The sequence below is a fragment of the Aeromonas sp. HMWF016 genome (assembly GCF_963878195.1).
Lineage (GTDB): Bacteria > Pseudomonadota > Gammaproteobacteria > Enterobacterales > Aeromonadaceae > Aeromonas > Aeromonas lacus.
On sequence record NZ_CAWNWX010000042.1, the window covers coordinates 8,825 to 24,130 of the forward strand.

14 protein-coding genes are annotated in these 15,306 nt (G+C 59.2%); 8 read left to right on the forward strand and 6 right to left on the reverse strand.

Annotated elements, in window-relative coordinates; all coding sequences use genetic code 11:
* The 3 genes from AACS24_RS06105 to AACS24_RS06115 form a co-directional block, all read left to right on the forward strand.
* On the forward strand, window positions 1-921 hold a 921-nt coding region (locus AACS24_RS06105), incomplete at its 5' end, for a patatin-like phospholipase family protein (protein ID WP_258222889.1).
* Window position 922: 1 nt separating this feature from the next.
* A complete protein-coding gene (locus tag AACS24_RS06110; RefSeq protein ID WP_041207755.1) occupies window positions 923-1,564 on the forward strand; it encodes a TetR/AcrR family transcriptional regulator in 642 nt (213 codons plus the stop codon).
* 25 nt (window positions 1,565-1,589) lie between these two features.
* Entirely contained in the window at window positions 1,590-2,378 is a 789-nt protein-coding gene (locus tag AACS24_RS06115; protein ID WP_108570549.1) for a hypothetical protein, read from the forward strand.
* Between the two features lie 92 nt (window positions 2,379-2,470).
* Here the strand turns inward: AACS24_RS06115 and AACS24_RS06120 are convergent, their stop codons facing one another.
* On the reverse strand, window positions 2,471-3,901 hold the full coding sequence (locus tag AACS24_RS06120) for a wax ester/triacylglycerol synthase family O-acyltransferase (RefSeq protein WP_108570550.1): 1,431 nt from the start codon (window positions 3,899-3,901) through the stop codon (window positions 2,471-2,473).
* 261 nt (window positions 3,902-4,162) lie between these two features.
* Complete coding sequence (locus tag AACS24_RS06125) at window positions 4,163-4,498, reverse strand: polyhydroxyalkanoic acid system family protein (protein WP_108570551.1); 336 nt, start codon at window positions 4,496-4,498, stop codon at window positions 4,163-4,165.
* Between the two features lie 258 nt (window positions 4,499-4,756).
* Here AACS24_RS06125 and AACS24_RS06130 point away from each other — a divergent pair, with 258 nt between their 5' ends.
* Entirely contained in the window at window positions 4,757-5,485 is a 729-nt protein-coding gene (locus tag AACS24_RS06130; RefSeq protein ID WP_108570552.1) for an FFLEELY motif protein, read from the forward strand.
* 250 nt (window positions 5,486-5,735) lie between these two features.
* On the opposite strand, the gene AACS24_RS06135 is transcribed toward AACS24_RS06130, so the two are convergent.
* Genes AACS24_RS06135 through prpB form a run of 3 tightly spaced genes read right to left on the reverse strand, consistent with a single transcriptional unit; the run spans window position 5,736 to window position 9,217 of the window.
* Complete coding sequence (locus tag AACS24_RS06135; RefSeq protein WP_108570553.1) at window positions 5,736-7,181, reverse strand: bifunctional 2-methylcitrate dehydratase/aconitate hydratase; 1,446 nt, start codon at window positions 7,179-7,181, stop codon at window positions 5,736-5,738.
* Between the two features lie 10 nt (window positions 7,182-7,191).
* Window positions 7,192-8,319, reverse strand: coding sequence for a bifunctional 2-methylcitrate synthase/citrate synthase (gene prpC / locus AACS24_RS06140; RefSeq protein WP_033113809.1), 1,128 nt, complete (start codon window positions 8,317-8,319; stop codon window positions 7,192-7,194).
* Between the two features lie 10 nt (window positions 8,320-8,329).
* The gene (gene prpB / locus AACS24_RS06145) at window positions 8,330-9,217 is read right to left on the reverse strand and encodes a methylisocitrate lyase (protein ID WP_108570554.1); all 888 of its coding nucleotides are present in this window, start codon (window positions 9,215-9,217) and stop codon (window positions 8,330-8,332) included.
* 147 nt (window positions 9,218-9,364) lie between these two features.
* On the opposite strand from prpB, the gene AACS24_RS06150 reads away from it, so the two are divergent.
* From AACS24_RS06150 to rsmF, 4 genes are all read left to right on the forward strand, one after another.
* A complete protein-coding gene (locus AACS24_RS06150; RefSeq protein ID WP_043850816.1) occupies window positions 9,365-9,991 on the forward strand; it encodes a paraquat-inducible protein A in 627 nt (208 codons plus the stop codon).
* The gene (locus AACS24_RS06155; protein WP_033113812.1) at window positions 9,975-10,577 is read left to right on the forward strand and encodes a paraquat-inducible protein A; all 603 of its coding nucleotides are present in this window, start codon (window positions 9,975-9,977) and stop codon (window positions 10,575-10,577) included. The genes AACS24_RS06150 and AACS24_RS06155 overlap by 17 nt, the downstream gene beginning before the upstream one ends.
* 55 nt (window positions 10,578-10,632) lie before the next feature.
* Window positions 10,633-13,185 carry an MlaD family protein gene (locus AACS24_RS06160; RefSeq protein WP_108570555.1) on the forward strand — a complete coding sequence of 851 codons (2,553 nt, stop codon included), beginning with the start codon at window positions 10,633-10,635 and terminating at the stop codon, window positions 13,183-13,185.
* Window positions 13,186-13,317: 132 nt separating this feature from the next.
* Window positions 13,318-14,745, forward strand: a complete 1,428-nt coding sequence (gene rsmF / locus AACS24_RS06165) for a 16S rRNA (cytosine(1407)-C(5))-methyltransferase RsmF (RefSeq protein ID WP_108570556.1) — start codon at window positions 13,318-13,320, stop codon at window positions 14,743-14,745.
* Window positions 14,746-14,967: 222 nt separating this feature from the next.
* Here rsmF and AACS24_RS06170 read toward each other — a convergent pair whose 3' ends face one another.
* Window positions 14,968-15,252 carry a hypothetical protein gene (locus AACS24_RS06170; protein ID WP_042030958.1) on the reverse strand — a complete coding sequence of 95 codons (285 nt, stop codon included), beginning with the start codon at window positions 15,250-15,252 and terminating at the stop codon, window positions 14,968-14,970.
* Window positions 15,253-15,306 lie beyond the last annotated feature (54 nt).

Genomic DNA, 15,306 nt, shown 5'->3' on the forward strand with positions numbered 1-15,306 from the left:
GCGGTGCGACTCGGCTCCATCCCGCCTTTGGCGCTGGAGTGCCTGATGCGCTATCTGGCTGCACCCTGGAAACGCAGCCTGTTTGAATCGCTGCAGGGCCTCTCCAGAGCGATCCCGACCGGGCTGTTCGACAACCGCGGGGTAGATCGCATCCTGACCCAGTTCTTCTCCCGTCCCGGTCGCAGCAATGATTTTCGCCAGCTAAGCCGCCGCCTGTTCGTGGTGGCGACCGAACTGGATACCGGCCATCCGGTCGCCTTTGGCGGGCCGGGGCTCGACGATGTGCCCATTTCGGCGGCCGTGCAGGCTTCTGCGGCCCTGCCCGGCCTCTTTCCCCCCTCCTTGATCAATGGCCGTTACTATGTTGATGGCGCCCTGATCAAGACCCTGCACGCCTCGGTGGCGTTGCAGGAAGGGGCTGATCTGGTCTTCTGCATCAATCCTTTGGTGCCCTTCGATGCAGGGATGGCGGCCGGAGAGCCCACCAATCTGGTGGATAGCGGTTTGCCTGTGGTGCTGGCCCAGACCTTCCGCGCCATCATTCACTCGCGGATGCATGTGGGGATGGATCGCTATCGCCATCAATACCCCAACGCCGACGCACTGCTGTTCGAACCATCCCCCGCCGATGGCGAGATGTTTTTTACCAATGTGTTCAGCTATCGGGATCGTCGTCGCCTGTGCGAACACGCCTTCCAGCACACCCGCCGTGATCTCTGGCAGCGTCGCCACGAACTGGCGCCCATCCTTGCCAAGCATGGCTTCGAGCTCAATCTGAAGGCGCTCGCCGACCCCGACCGCACCCTGCTGGCCCCCAGCAGCGGCTCGGTCGCGGCCCTCGACAAGTCGCTGGAACAGCTGCAACACTGGCTTGCCAGGCGTTATCGCCGTGGCGTACGTCGTCCACACGTGAAGGAGTAGCATGGATCGCAAGCCCAAACGCCGTACCCGGGAACGGATCCTGACCACTGCCCTCGCCCGCTTCAATCTGCTGGGCGAACCCAGCGTTACCACCTCGGCCATTGCGGCCGAGATGGAGATAAGCCAGGGAAATCTCTACTACCACTTCCACAACAAGGAGGAGATCGTCAATGCCCTGTTCGACGAGTTCGAGCAGGAGATGGAGCGCCTGCTTGATGCGGTCAGCGCCCCGTCCGATGAGCCCGAGGATATCTGGCTCTTCCTCCACCTGATGTTTGAAGCCATCTGGAAATACCGTTTCTTCTACTACGATATCTCCACTCTGATGAATGGCTACCATCGGGTCGAGCAGCGCTTCTCCGCCCTGCTGCGCCGCAAGGAGCAGACAGCCATCACCATCTGCACTCACCTGCAGACGGTCGGCCTGATGGAGGGAAGCCCCCAACAGCTGCGTTCACTGGCTGCCAACGTGGCGCTGGTGGGCACATTCTGGATCTCGTACCAGCGGGCACTGCACCCCCGGAGCGACGCCGATATTGCACTGGGCGTCTTTCAGGTGATGCAGCTGGTCGCCCCCTATCTGCGGGACGATGCCCGTGTTCATCTGGGCGCTCTCGCCCACCAATACACCGAAAAGGTTTGACTCAAATGCTACAGGGAGAACAAGCATGACCACCTCACAACTCGAATTCGTCCCCTTCCCCTACGCGGATTCGGCTTATGACTATGCCGGCCAGAAGCTGGCTGATAACTGGGAGCGCCTCCATCAGGGGGATGCCGAGCCATGGCCGGAAGATGAGCAGGTACAGGATGCCTGGCGGGCCTATCACGCAGGGGATTTTGCCCAAGCCGTCGCCCTTGGCGAAGCGGCCGGTGAGGCGGGTCTCAATGTGGCGAACAAGGCGCTGGTGATCCACGCCAGCTACCTGCTGGAGGACAAGTATGCCAAGCGTGCCGCCTTCGAGCGGGCTGCCAGCCATGCCGAGAAGCTGCAAAAACGCCAGCCTGACAATGCCAACGCCTGGTACTTTCATGCTCTGGCCCTCGGGCGCTACAGTCAGGTCATCTCCATCTCCAAAGCCCTCTCTCAGGGCATTGGCGACAAGATCAAGGCAAGCCTGGAAAAGGCGCTGGAGATCGAACCCGACCACGCCGAAGCCCATATCGCCTTTGGCGCATGGCACGCCGAGATCGTCGACAAGCTGGGTGCGATGATCGGCGGCCTCACCTATGGCGCCAAGAAGGAGGAGTCCGAGCGTCACTTCAAGGAGGCGCTGGCACTGATCCCCGACTCCGCCATCGCGCGGATGGAGTATGCCAATGCCCAGGTGATGCTGCATGGCAAAAGCCGCCTGAAAGCAGCCGAAGCCCTCTATGCCGAAGCGGCCGAGTGCGAGCCGATGGATGCGATGGAACGTCTCGATGTGGAGGCTGCGCGCGAAGAGCTGGAGGATTAATCCCAAGCTTTGCGCAGCAGCGTCAGGCAACAGATAGCAAAGAGGCCAACCCGCAGGTTGGCCTCTTTTTATCGGGATGTTTATGTGCTGGATCAGCCCAGCAGCGCATCAAGGCCGTTCGGGTCGAACAGCAGCTCAGGTTCCAGCAACACCAGCAGCAGCAGCTGTTCAAACTCCACGGCGAAGCGGTCGACTACTTGATCAGGGTCCGGCACCAGCTTCTTGTCGGTGATAAGCCCCAGCTGCACGCCGTGATCGTAGGAGAGGATGGAGACGCCAACGCCGATATCTCCGGCCTGCGGTACCCAAAACAGCGGTTGGCGCAGGCGCGCGCCGGCCAGATAGAGGGTCTGCTGGGGGCCCGGCACATTGGTGATCACCGCGCTGGCTTTGGCCGCCAGCAGATCGACCGCCTGCTGTTGTACCGCTTTGGGGGCCATGCCAAGGCCATGGAGCAGATTGAGCACCACAACAGGCTGCAGCGAGCTGCGCAGCGCCTGCATCCGATCCCGCACCGCATAGAGGCGTTGCAGCGGATGGGCGATATCGATCGGCAGATCGAGGGCCACCAGCCCGAAGCGGTTGCCAAGGGCACCATCATCGTCGGGCGAGCGCATATTGACCGGCACCAGGGCGCGAATTTCGATGTTGTCGACATCGTCACCCTTCTCTTCCAGGTAGTGCCGGAACGCGCCGGCGGTGGCGGCGATCAGCAGGTCGTTGACCGAGCAGCCCAGCACCTTGCCCACCGCCTTGATGTCGGGCAGCGGGATCTGTTCCGACCAGGCAACCCGCTTGCTGCTGGCCGTCTTGCCCTTGAGGCGGGAGGGTGAATCATCGCCCAGGGTAGCAATGTTGCACAGCTCGCTGGCCACATCGCGACCGGCTTTGAGGTAATCCACCGCCTTGGTGGGATGGGTCAGCACCTCGACATATTTGGACCAGAGGGTGCCGGTCAGCTTGAGGCCCGCCTTGACCAGCCTGCTGCCGTGGGGCGTGTCGTCATCGTCCTCCTCATCGGCGGGCTCCGGCGCAGCCTTGGGACGGATGGGAGTGACCGGCTGCGGGGAGTTGTCCATCATGGTGAGCATGGCCCGTACCAGCGAGAAGCCATCCCCCATTGCGTGGTGGATGCGCACCACCAGCGCCTGACCGCCCAGCGAGGTGTCGGTCAGGTGCATGTCCCACAGGGGACGCTGGTGGTTGAGCGGGGTCGAGGCGAGATCGGCCACCAGCTTCTCCAGCTCGATTTTGCCCGCCTTGCCGGGCAGGATCACCCGCTTGAGGTGCTGGTCGAGATCGAAGTCGGGATCATGGCGCCAGCAGTAGGATCCCCCCTCCAGCACGGCCCGCTGGTGGAAGCGGGGCTGTACCGAAATGGTGTGGCGCAACCCGTTGCGCAGACGCTCTTCATCAAGCTGCCCTTCAAACATCAGAACGCCGATGATCTGCATCAGGTTGTTGGGTCTGTCCATGCGTAGCCATGCGGTATCAACGCAAGAGATAAATTCACTCGTTGGCATGCTGTTTCCCTGCAAAATGAAATAGTCGAGACAGCCAGAAACCTTCTCCCTTCATCTCGCAATGAGCGGAAAACGTAATTAAAGATGAGGTAGTCAGGCCGGCTCGAAATATTAAGTACGAAAAGTGATGGCTATATTAAAAATCCAAAATGCATTGCTAAACATTCACCGAACAATAATCAGAGAGTCGAGCAGAAATAGCCTGTTCAATACATGTCTTACTCTCTTCACCGCTATTTAAAATGGCGGGTGAAATTGGTTTCATACCCGTTTCGGGCAGGGTAATCGATTCTCCACATAATCGAGGATCTCCTGCTCCAGCACACTGCGTACCGGCAGCAGCATCAGGCCAAGATGAACGTCGAGCTGCAAATTATCCTCATCGAGAATGAGCGAACCATGAACGCCCGAGCCACGAAACCGCAATTCAGTCTCCTCTTCATCCGCCCATTCACAATCCAGTTGATAGTTTTCACACATGTCCTGGGCAATGGCTTCTGCGGCCACCCGGGCACCGGCCAGCCCCAGCGGGTGCTGACGGCTGATCTGGATGGTTGAGAGCCCGCGACTGCCAGCGAGCGAATCGTATAGAAACATGATGAGTACTCAGGGTAATGACATATCTGTTGATATTAAACACATGTTCACAACAAGTGAAAGAGTCATTTACATAAATGGGACTCACTTAACAGTGTCTGCCGTCGTGGCAAGGGCTGGCGTGGCGCAGGATTTATTCCCGGTCGCCTTCAGGCTACACTTGGCAGTGAAGAAGGTGTAAAAACTGTTTGTTTTTCATTCGGTTGTCTATTTCGAATCTATAACTCCGTCCTGTTACACACAATCAGAGAGCTGTCGATGACCCATCAATCCCACTCCCCCGATGACGAGAGCACCCTTGGCCAGCTCTATCGCCAGCTCAATCGGGTGGCGGCTTTGCGTGAGCAGATGCGTAGCCATCCGCAGGATATGCAGGATCGGGACTGTTTGCGTCAGTGGCAGGCCGACCGGCTGGGGCGCACCCACAGGGACTTGCTGGAGAGCGATCGTTATGGGCCGGCCGCCCGCTTCTTTCTGACCGATCTCTATGGGCCGGGTGACAGTGCTCGCCGCGATGCCGACGTGATGCGGGTGATGCCGACTGCAGAGCGGCTGTTGCCGGAGTCTGGCCACAAGGTGCTGGCGCAGGCGATCGAGCTCGACGCCCTCTCCGAAGAGCTCGATTACCTGATGGTGGTCGCACTGCGCCGCATTGGCGGGCTCAATCCCATTACCGCGGAACACTACACCATTGCCTATCGCGCCGTGGGTGAACAGGCGCGTCGGGAGCATCAGATTGCGCTGGTGAGCCAGCTTGGCATGACACTGGATCGGCTGGCGAGAAAACCGCTGCTGGGGGCAACCCTGAAGCTGGTGTCGGGGCCGGCACATCTGGCAGGGCTTGGCGAGCTCTTCTCCTTTGTCGAGCGGGGCTATCAGGTGTGTCACCAGATGGGGCGTGCCAACGAGTTTCTTGAAACCATTGCCAGTCGCGAGACGGACATCATGACGGCGCTCTTTAGCGGTGATAGCAGTGTGCTGGTTTAAGCTCGATAGACGCAGATTGTTGCAAATAAATCGAGTTGAAATGGATCATTGTTGCGTCAGTGAAACAGCTCGCGGGAAGCGGATGGTGGCCGTGGTAGTGACACAACAAAAACGCGAGGCCAGATCGTTGGTAACAGGCAGAAGCAGCAACGCCTGATTGGGTATGAAGTTGCCAGATAACAGCTGCCAGACGACAAAGCGGGCCGATGGGCCCGCTTTTCGTTTATCGCTATTTGCCTGTAGATATCGGTCAGATCACCAGCAGATCCATAAAGGCGTGTACCGGGGTGGCGGCAAGCCGTGGCCCGTCCTGACAGAGGGCAAGGATGTCATTGACCCGTTTCGCAGGGAAGCGGGTGGCCAGATTGTGCTGGAATTTCTCCACCAGCAGCGGGATCCCCTCCTCCCGCCGGCGACGATGGCCGACCGGATACTCCACCTCCACCTTGGCGGTGTGAGTGCCGTCCTTGAAGAAGATCTGGATGGCGTTGGCGATGGAGCGCTTGTCTGCCTCCAGATATTCGCGGCTGTAGCGTTTGTCCTCCTGCACCACCATCTTGCTGCGCAGCCCATCGATGCGGGGATCGGCCGCCACGTCATCCTCGTAATCCTCGGCGATCAGGCGACCAAAGATGAGCGGCACTGCCACCATGTACTGCAGGCAGTGATCCCGATCGGCCGGGTTGTTGAGGGCCCCGACCTTGCTGATGATGCGAATGGCCGACTCATGGGTGGTGAGCTCGATACGGTCGATCTCCTCCAGACGCCCCTTCACCTGACCATGCAGCTTCATGGCGCACTCCACCGCGGTTTGGGCATGGAACTCGGCGGGATAGGAGATCTTGAACAGCACGTTCTCCATCACATAGCTGCCGTACCCCTGATGCAGGGCGAACTGGTTACCCTTGAACAGCACATCGTAAAAACCCCACTTGGGCGCGCTCAGTACGCCGGGATAGCCCATCTCGCCGCTCATGGTGATAAGGGCGAGGCGCACTGCGCGGGAGGTGGCATCCCCCGCCGCCCAGCTCTTGCGCGACCCTGCATTGGGGGCATGACGGTAAGTACGCAGGCTCTGGCCATCGACCCAGGCCTGGGAGACCGCATCGATCACCTGATTGCGGCTGCCCCCCAGCATATGAGTCACCACGGCTGTGCTGGCAACCTTGACCAGTACCACGTGATCGAGACCGACCCGGTTAAAAGAGTTCTCCAGCGCCAACACCCCCTGGATCTCGTGGGCTTTGACCATAGCCACCAGCACATCGCTCATGGTGAGCGGTGCCTTGCCCTCGGCGACGCGAGTACGGGAGAGCCAGTCGGCAGTGGCCAGAATGCCCCCCAGATTGTCGGATGGGTGACCCCACTCGGCGGCCAGCCAGGTGTCGTTGTAATCGAGCCAGCGGATGATGGCGCCGATATCCCAGGCCGCCTTGACCGGATCTAGGCAGAGCTGGGTACCGGGCACCCGGGCACCGTGGGGTACGAGGGTGCCGGGGACTATGGGGCCAAGGTGCTTGGTACACTCCGGAAAGCGCAAAGCCAGCAGGCCACAGCCAAGGGTGTCCATCAGGCAGTAGCGGGCGGTGTCGAGGGCCGCTTCGCTGGTAATGGGGTGGTTGCAGACATAATCGGCAATATCGACCAGCACCTGATCGGGCTCGGGTCTGTGGTTGACGTCGACGTTGGCGGACATCGTGACTTCCTTATCGTTGTTGTAGGGAGACAAAGTGACGGGGTGCCGGGCCGACGTAATCGGCGCTCGGGCGGATGATCCGGTTGTGCTCGCGCTGCTCCATCACATGGGCACACCAACCGGTGACCCGCGAGCAGACGAAGATGGGGGTGAACAGCTTGGTCGGGATCCCCATGTAGTGATAGGCACTGGCGTGGAAGAAGTCGGCGTTGGGAAAGAGCTCTTTTTCTTCCCACATCACCTTCTCCGCCTCGCAGGAGACGCGATAGAGGCGATCATCACCCACCGCCTCGGCCAGTTTGGCCGACCACTCCTTGATGATGACGTTGCGCGGATCCGAGGTGCGGTAAATGGCGTGGCCAAAGCCCATGATCTTCTCCTTGGCCGCCAGCTTGGCCAGCAGTTCGCACCTTGCCTGCGCTTCATCCTGCCAATGTTCGATCATCGCCATGGCGGCCTCGTTGGCGCCGCCATGGAGCGGGCCGCGCAGGGTGCCGATGGCCGCTGTAATACAGGAGAACATGTCAGAGAGCGTCGAGGCGCAGACCCGCGCCGCAAAGGTGGAGGCGTTGAACTCATGCTCGGCGTAGAGGATGAGAGAGACATGCATCACCCGACGCTCCAGCTCGCTCGGCGCCTTCTGGTGCAGCAGCGCCAGAAAGTGGCCCCCGATGCACTCTTCATCGGTATCGAGGGCGATACGCACTCCTTCGTGGCTGAACTTGTACCAGTAGATCAGGATCCCCGGGAAGGCGGCCAGCAGTCGATCCGCTACTTCGTGTTCATGCTCGAAACCATCTTCCGGCTCCAGATCGCCGAGCATGGAGCAGCCGGTGCGCAGCACATCCATGGGGTGAGCATCGGCGGGAATGCGCTCCAGCACCTCGAGCAGCGCCGCCGGCAACGTGCGCAAGCGGCGCAGCTCGCGTTTGTAGTCGGCCAGTTGCTGGTTACTCGGCAACTCGCCTTTGAGCAGCAGATAGGCGACCTCCTCGAACTGGGCGCTATCAGCCAGCTCCTTGATGTCGTAACCGCGATAGGTAAGACCGGTGCCGCTCTTGCCCACGGTGCAGATACTGGTCTCCCCTGCGCTTTGACCGCGCAGACCTGCTCCGCCCAACGGTTTCTGTTGTCCCATAAGCTGCCTCCTATTCCTTGGCTGAAAACAGACGATCCAGTGTCTGCTCGTAGTGGTGATATCCGAGGAAGTCGTAGAGCGACTCCCGGGTCTGCATGGTCGCCACGACGGCGCGCTGATGGCCATCCTGGCGAATGTGCTGATAGACGTTGAGGGCGGCCTGATTGGCGGCTCGGTTGGCACTCAAGGGGTAGAGCACCATATCGACCCCGTGGGCTGCGAGCTGTTCCTTGTCAAACAGCTCGGTTTTGCCGAACTCGGTCATGTTGGCTAGGATCGGCACTCCGGCCGCCTGCTTGAACTGGTCGTACTGGGCCAGTTCGGTTACCGCCTCGGCGAAGATCATGTCGGCACCGGCAGCCACATAGGCGGCGGTGCGCTCAAGAGCCGACTCCATCCCCTCTACCGCCAGTGCATCGGTGCGCGCCATGATGACGAACTCGCTATTCTCGCGGGCATCCACTGCCGCTTTTATCCGATCACACATCTCCTCCAGCGACACCACCGCCTTGTTGGGGCGATGACCGCAGCGCTTCTGGGCAACCTGATCTTCCATATGGACGGCGGCGACACCGGCCCGCTCGAATGAGCGAATGGTGCGGGCGATATTGAACGCCCCGCCCCAGCCAGTATCGATATCGACCAGCAGCGGCACTCGGGTGGCAGCAGTGATCCGCTCAGCATCGATCAGCACGTCGTTGAGGGAGGTCATGCCGAGATCCGGCAAACCGTAGGAGGCGTTGGCGACACCGGCACCCGAGAGGTAGATCGCCTGAAAGCCGCTGCGCTCGGCCATCAGCGCCATATAGGCGTTGATGGTGCCGACGATCTGTAGTGGCTTTTCGTTGGCAAGAGCGGTGCGAAAACGCAGCCCTGCCGAGGGGGGCAAACTGGACATCATGACTCCTTTCATCTGTCTGGTTTGACCATCTAATATCACGTTTACGTTAACGTCAATTATACTTTCGTAACATTAAGGAGGCGGGCAAGACAGGGCACCGGTTTTAGGGTAAATTTCACCAATTGCTTCAACAGGTTGAATGGTATGATGGAGCCCGGTTCCGTGATCGTCTGTCCGGCGTGCGACTTGCTTATCCAACGCAAGGCGCTGCCGCTGCGTCGTCATGCCCACTGCCCTCGCTGTCACCAGCATCTCTATGGCCGTTATGCTTTTCGTCCCTCCCAATTGATGGCGCTGACCATCACCGGATTTCTGCTGCTCCCCTCCGCCTTTTTCGAGCCCCTCATCTATCTGCGGCTGGCTGGCGTCAACTCCGATGCCAATTTGCTGCACGGGATTTTTGTGCTGTTTGGCGAGGGTGAATTCTGGGTTGCCTCTCTGGTGCTCTGGTGCGCCGTGCTGGCCCCCATTGGTCTGCTGACCGGGATCTTTGCGCTGGCATCGGGTCTTGCCAAACGCTGGCATCTTCTTGCGCCAACCTTGAAGGCAGTCGAAGTGTTTCGCCACTGGGCCATGCTGGAGGTCTATATCGTCAGCCTGCTGGTTGCCCTGTTCAAACTGATCGATATCGCTGATGTCAGGCTGGGCGGCGGGCTGCTCAGCCTCGGCATTCTGATGCTGCTCAACATGAGTTTGCTGATCCTCTTTGATCCGGCGCCCTACTGGGATCGGATCCCGCTCAAGGAGAAAGGCGATGACCAGCGCCCGTGAGATGGGGCTCTGCCGCTGCCATACCTGCGGCCTGCTGGTGCGTTATCAGGCGGGATGTGTCTGTCCACGATGCGATAGCAAGCTGCAGGTGCGGATCCCTCATTCGCTAGCCTGGTCATGGGGCTTGCTGGCTCTCGCTACCTTTATGTTGCTCCCCGCCAATCTGCTGCCCATCACCCACTTTTACAACAAGGGGCTATTGCAGTCGGATACCATCTTCAGCGGGATCCTGATGCTCTATCGCAGCAAGATGAGCGGGATTGCCACCATAGTGCTTACCGCCAGCATACTGGTACCGGTGGGCAAAATAATCGGGTTGGCCTGGATCTGCTGGCAGCTGCAACGGGCCAAACCGGTGCGGCGCAAGCGCCAGCTCTTGATGTATCGGGTGATCGACTTTATCGGCCGCTGGTCGATGCTGGATCTGTTTGTCATTTCGCTGATGGTGGCGCTGGTCGATCGCGGCGTCATGCTGAGCGTCCGGGCTGGCCCGGGTGCCACCGCCTTTGCCGGCGTGGTGGTGTTGACCATGATGTCGGCCCGCATGCTCGATACCCGGCTGCTTTGGGACAAGGCGGCCCGTTGATGCGTTTTCTGTTTCTGTCTGATGGGCGGCTGTGCCCGGTCAATAAGGAGTCACTATGATCGGGGCTGAACCCGTCATCGAAAAGCGCCGCTGGCTATCGCCAGTCTGGTTGTTACCACTTATCGCCCTGCTGCTGGCTGGCGGCTTTCTCTATCAACAGATTGCGAGCCGCGGCCAGCTTATCCAGATCAACTTCGCTCAGGGTAACGGCATCTTGCCGGGCAAGACCCAGATCCGGTATCAGGGGGTGGCTATCGGGGTGGTGCAGGAGCTGGAGCTGGCCGAGGATGGTCGCCGCATCGCAGTGCTGGCCAAGATTGACAGCCGTGCTCGCCCGCTTATTCGCAAAGGATCCGACTTCTGGCTGGTGAGCCCCAAGGCATCGCTGACCGAGATCTCCGGTCTCGATACCTTGGTCTCCGGCAACTACATCAACTTGCAACCAGGGCGCGAGAGCAATCCGCTGCAGGAGAAATTTGATGCCCTCGATGGCCCTCCCCCCGGTTATCAAGCACAGGGGCGTATGCTGCACCTCACCGCTGATTCGCTGGGCTCGGTCGGTATCGGTGCCAAGCTCTATTTCCGCGGTATCGAAGTGGGCAGTGTCATCAATACCCGCTTGGGTCAGGACAACCAGAACGTCATTCTGGATCTGGTGATCGAGCCTCGTTTTGAACATCTGGTTAAAGCCGATACCCGCTTTTGGAACATCAGCGGCATCAAGGGCTCTTTCAGTCTGGCTGGCGTCAGCGTTGAGGCCGGCAGCCTCACTTCCATTCTGAGCGGCGGCATCGCCTTTGACTCCCCCAAAGAGTCTCCCGAGTCGGAGAAAGGGCAGACCTTCGTCCTCTACAAGGGGCTGGCAGAAGCGGCGCGCGGCAAGCGCATCGATATCATGGCGGGCGATCTGCCGATCAAGGAGGGGATGCCCATTCTCTTCGAAGGGATCGAAATTGGTCGCGTCGATCCCATCCACCTCACTGATAAGGGCCGGGTGGTGACGGCGCTGATCAATCCGGAGCAGGCATATCGCATCACCGACAAGAGTCAGCTGGTGTGGGAGAGCGTCTCCCTCTCCCCGACCGGCGTGAAGAATGCCGATCGGCTGCTCTCCGGCCCAGCCATTCGCCTTGACTATGTGGCGGGCAAGGAAGTGGCCAGGATGGGGCTGACCGATCGGGCGCCACAAGCTGGCATCAAGGTGATGTTGCAAGCGGACGATCTGGCTGGCCTTAATCAGGATGCTCCCATCTGGTACAAGGGGCTGCAGGTTGGTCGCATCAGCCAGCTCGATCTCGATGGGCGCGGCAATGCCAGCGTGGCCCTGCAGATCCAGCCCGCTTACGCCCATCTATTGAACCGTGCCCGCTTCTATCGCGCGGCGCCGCTACAAATAGATGCTGATCTTAGCGGTATCAAGGTGGAGACCAGTCCGGCCAGTGCCTGGTTGAGCGGTGGCATCAAGCTGGTGCAGGCGAGCAGCGGCGAGCGGATCAACCGCCTCTACCCCAATCAGGAGCTGGCGTTGCTCGGTACCCGCGATGCCAAGCCCCAGCGCTGGTTGCTCAAAGCTGATCAGGCGGACGGCATCGGCATTGGCTCTCCCGTGCTCTATCTGGGGTTGGAAGCGGGCAAGGTGAAACAGCTGCGTGCTGCCAAAGAGGGAGTCGAGATCGAGCTCGAGATTGACGGCATCTATGCCCCTCTCCTCGCTCGTCAGCCGCAATTCTGGAAAAAACCGGCTATCGACACCCGGGTACGGGTCGATGGAGTGCAGGTTAAAGTTGGCAACCTCGGTACCCTGCTGCGCGGTGCCATCGAGTTCGACTATCTGGCCAATGGCCGCAGCAGCCATCAGCTATTTGGCAACAAGGAGCAAGCCAAGGCGAAGATCCGCACCTTGTCTCTGGTGGCCGAGAGCAACCCGGGATTGGGAATGGGTAGCCCGATCCGCTATCGCGGGGTGGATATCGGCAAGATTGAGCAGATTGAACTGGAGCCGACCCTGGGACAGGTGATCTTCAAGGCCGAGCTGGATGGCCAGTACGCCGAGCGTTTCCTGCAATCCGGAGCGCGCTTTACCCTGGTGCAGGCCAAGCTGGGTCTGGGCGGTGTTGCCCATCTCGATACCCTGATCAAGGGGGCCTTTGTCGAGGCTGAGCCTGGCAAAGGGGCTGGTCGAAACAGCTTCCCCCTGAGCCAGAGCGGCCTTGCCGGTTTGGCCCTCACCCTGAGAAGCCCGTCGGTTAATGGTCTCTCGGTTGGCAGCCCGCTGCTGTTTCGCAAGATGGTGGTCGGCAGCGTTACCAAGGTAGCACTGGCCCGCGATGGTAGCGAGGTGGTGATCGATGTCAATGTGGAGCAGGAGTATGCCCATCTGGTACGCGCCAACTCCCGCTTCTGGAATGTCTCCGGGGTCAAGGCGGACATTGGCCTGACCGGTGGCACTATCGAGGTCGAGACAGTGCAGAGTCTGCTTGCCGGCGGCATTGCCTTCAATACACCGGAAAAAGAGATGGGGCCGACCGTCAAGGCCGGTCACAGCTATCCCCTCTACGGCAAGGCCGAGAAAGAGTGGCAGGAGTGGAGCCCCCGCATCAAGCCATGAGCCCTCCCCTCACGTAGCAACCCAAGCCCGGCATTTGGCCGGGCTTGTTCATTTTTACCTGCTGCACTTTAAGAATATTCCTAGCCCTGTGATAAGATGTCGCCCCTCTTTTTCGGTCAACGAGACGGCACAGTGCACGACAATACCTATCTACCCGATCACTTTTTGCGCCATATAGCGGCCATCATGCCTGCTCATCTCTCCATGGATGAGTTCGTTGCAAGTTGCCGGCGACCGCTGCGCCGCAGCATCCGGGTCAACACGCTCAAAATTGCCGTCTCTGAATTTGTTGAAAAAATGCAGCCGCAAGGCTGGCAGTTCGATCCCGTGCCCTGGTGCGAGACCGGCTTCTGGTTGAGCCGCACAGACGAGAACGTGCCGCTTGGCAACACGGCCGAGCACTTGAGCGGCCTCTTCTACATTCAGGAAGCAAGCTCCATGCTGCCAGTGACTGCGCTCTTTGCCAGCGACAAGATCAAAGCAGACGGCATGCTGCTGGATGCGGCGGCAGCCCCCGGCTCCAAGACCACCCAGATCGCCGCCCTGATGAACAATCAGGGGATGTTGGTTGCCAACGAGTTTTCCAGTAGTCGGCTAAAGGTGCTGAGCGCCAATATTCAGCGCTGCGGGGTGACCAATGTGGGGATGACCCATTTTGATGCCAAGGTGTTTGGCCAGTGGTTGCCGGAGACCTTCGACGCCATCCTGCTTGATGCCCCCTGCTCCGGTGAAGGTACTGTGCGCAAGGATGAAGATGCGCTGCGCAACTGGAGTATCGAGAGCATCGACGAGATTGCGGCGGTACAGCAAGGACTGCTGGAGAGTGCCTTCCATGCCTTGAAACCGGGTGGCGTACTGGTCTACTCCACCTGCACGCTGAGTTTGCAGGAGAACCAGGAGGTCTGTCAGTCACTGCTGGACAAGTTTGGCGATGCCTTGAGTTTTGACTCGCTGGCTGACCTGTTCCCCCATGCAGAGCAGGCATGTACTTCCGAAGGATACCTGCACGTTTGGCCCCAAATCTTCGACAGTGAAGGCTTTTTCGTCGCCAGATTACGTAAACATCACTCTGTGCCCAACACCATGTTCAAGCCGGGCAAGCTCGGCAAATTCCCCTTCCTGCCACTGGCAGCGAAAGAGTCAGAGCCTATGCTGCGAGAGATTGAGGCCAATTTTGGTGTGGCGCCACAAGGGCAACTGTTTGGCCGCAATGACGAGATCTGGCTCTTTCCTCATCTGTTTGAACAGGTTCAGGGCAAGCTGCGCTTCGATCGCATCGGCATCAAGTTGGCCGAGACGTTCAAGAAAGGCTACCGGCTGACCCATGAGTGGGCGTTGGCATATGGCGACAAAGCAAGCAAAGGCGTTGTTGAACTCGACAGTGTTAATGCCCGTGAATTTATGATGGGACGGGACGTCTGGCCCGAACAGGAGAGAGGCTCTGGCGAGGTGATCGTTCGTTATCAGGGTCATACCCTGGGAATGGGGAAATGGGTGGGTAGCCGGATCAAGAATGCCCTCCCCCGGGAGCTGGTGCGCGACAACAATCTGTTTGGCTGATTTTGACTGAACGAGGAAGGATGACTCGATGCTGTTCGAGTCTGCAAAACCCACACTCTGGTTGAAATTTTACCGGGTTCTTGAAAAGCCTTGAGCCTTGTCTAAGCTTAAGGCAATCCGAACACCAGTTAGCGCACGGCTCTGCAAGGAGCCAATTCCCCTATGCCAGGTACACGGAATTCGTACCTGGCTTTTTTTATCTCTTCTGAGCCAAGTTCATCGCTACTCGACACTCTCTTCCAACAGAGCTATCTCCACTTTCTCTGCGTGAGGTTCGCTCCCCAGCTCATGGTGATAGAGCAGATCGATCGCCTGTTCGATGAGTGATGCCTGGCTATCTTCAAGATGCAAGCCGAGTGCCGCCAACCGTTCGGCATGGCGATTACTGATCCAGCATTGCAACCGGGTATGACTCTCTTGTTTGCGTTTTACATGCTGACGCTGGCGTTTGGCATTGTTCTGTGAGGCGGTCTCTTTTGCCTCAAGCTCGTTGATTTCCTGGCTCATATGACCTTGCAATACTTGTTTTTATTACTGGTTATCTCTCACGTTCTCTTCGCA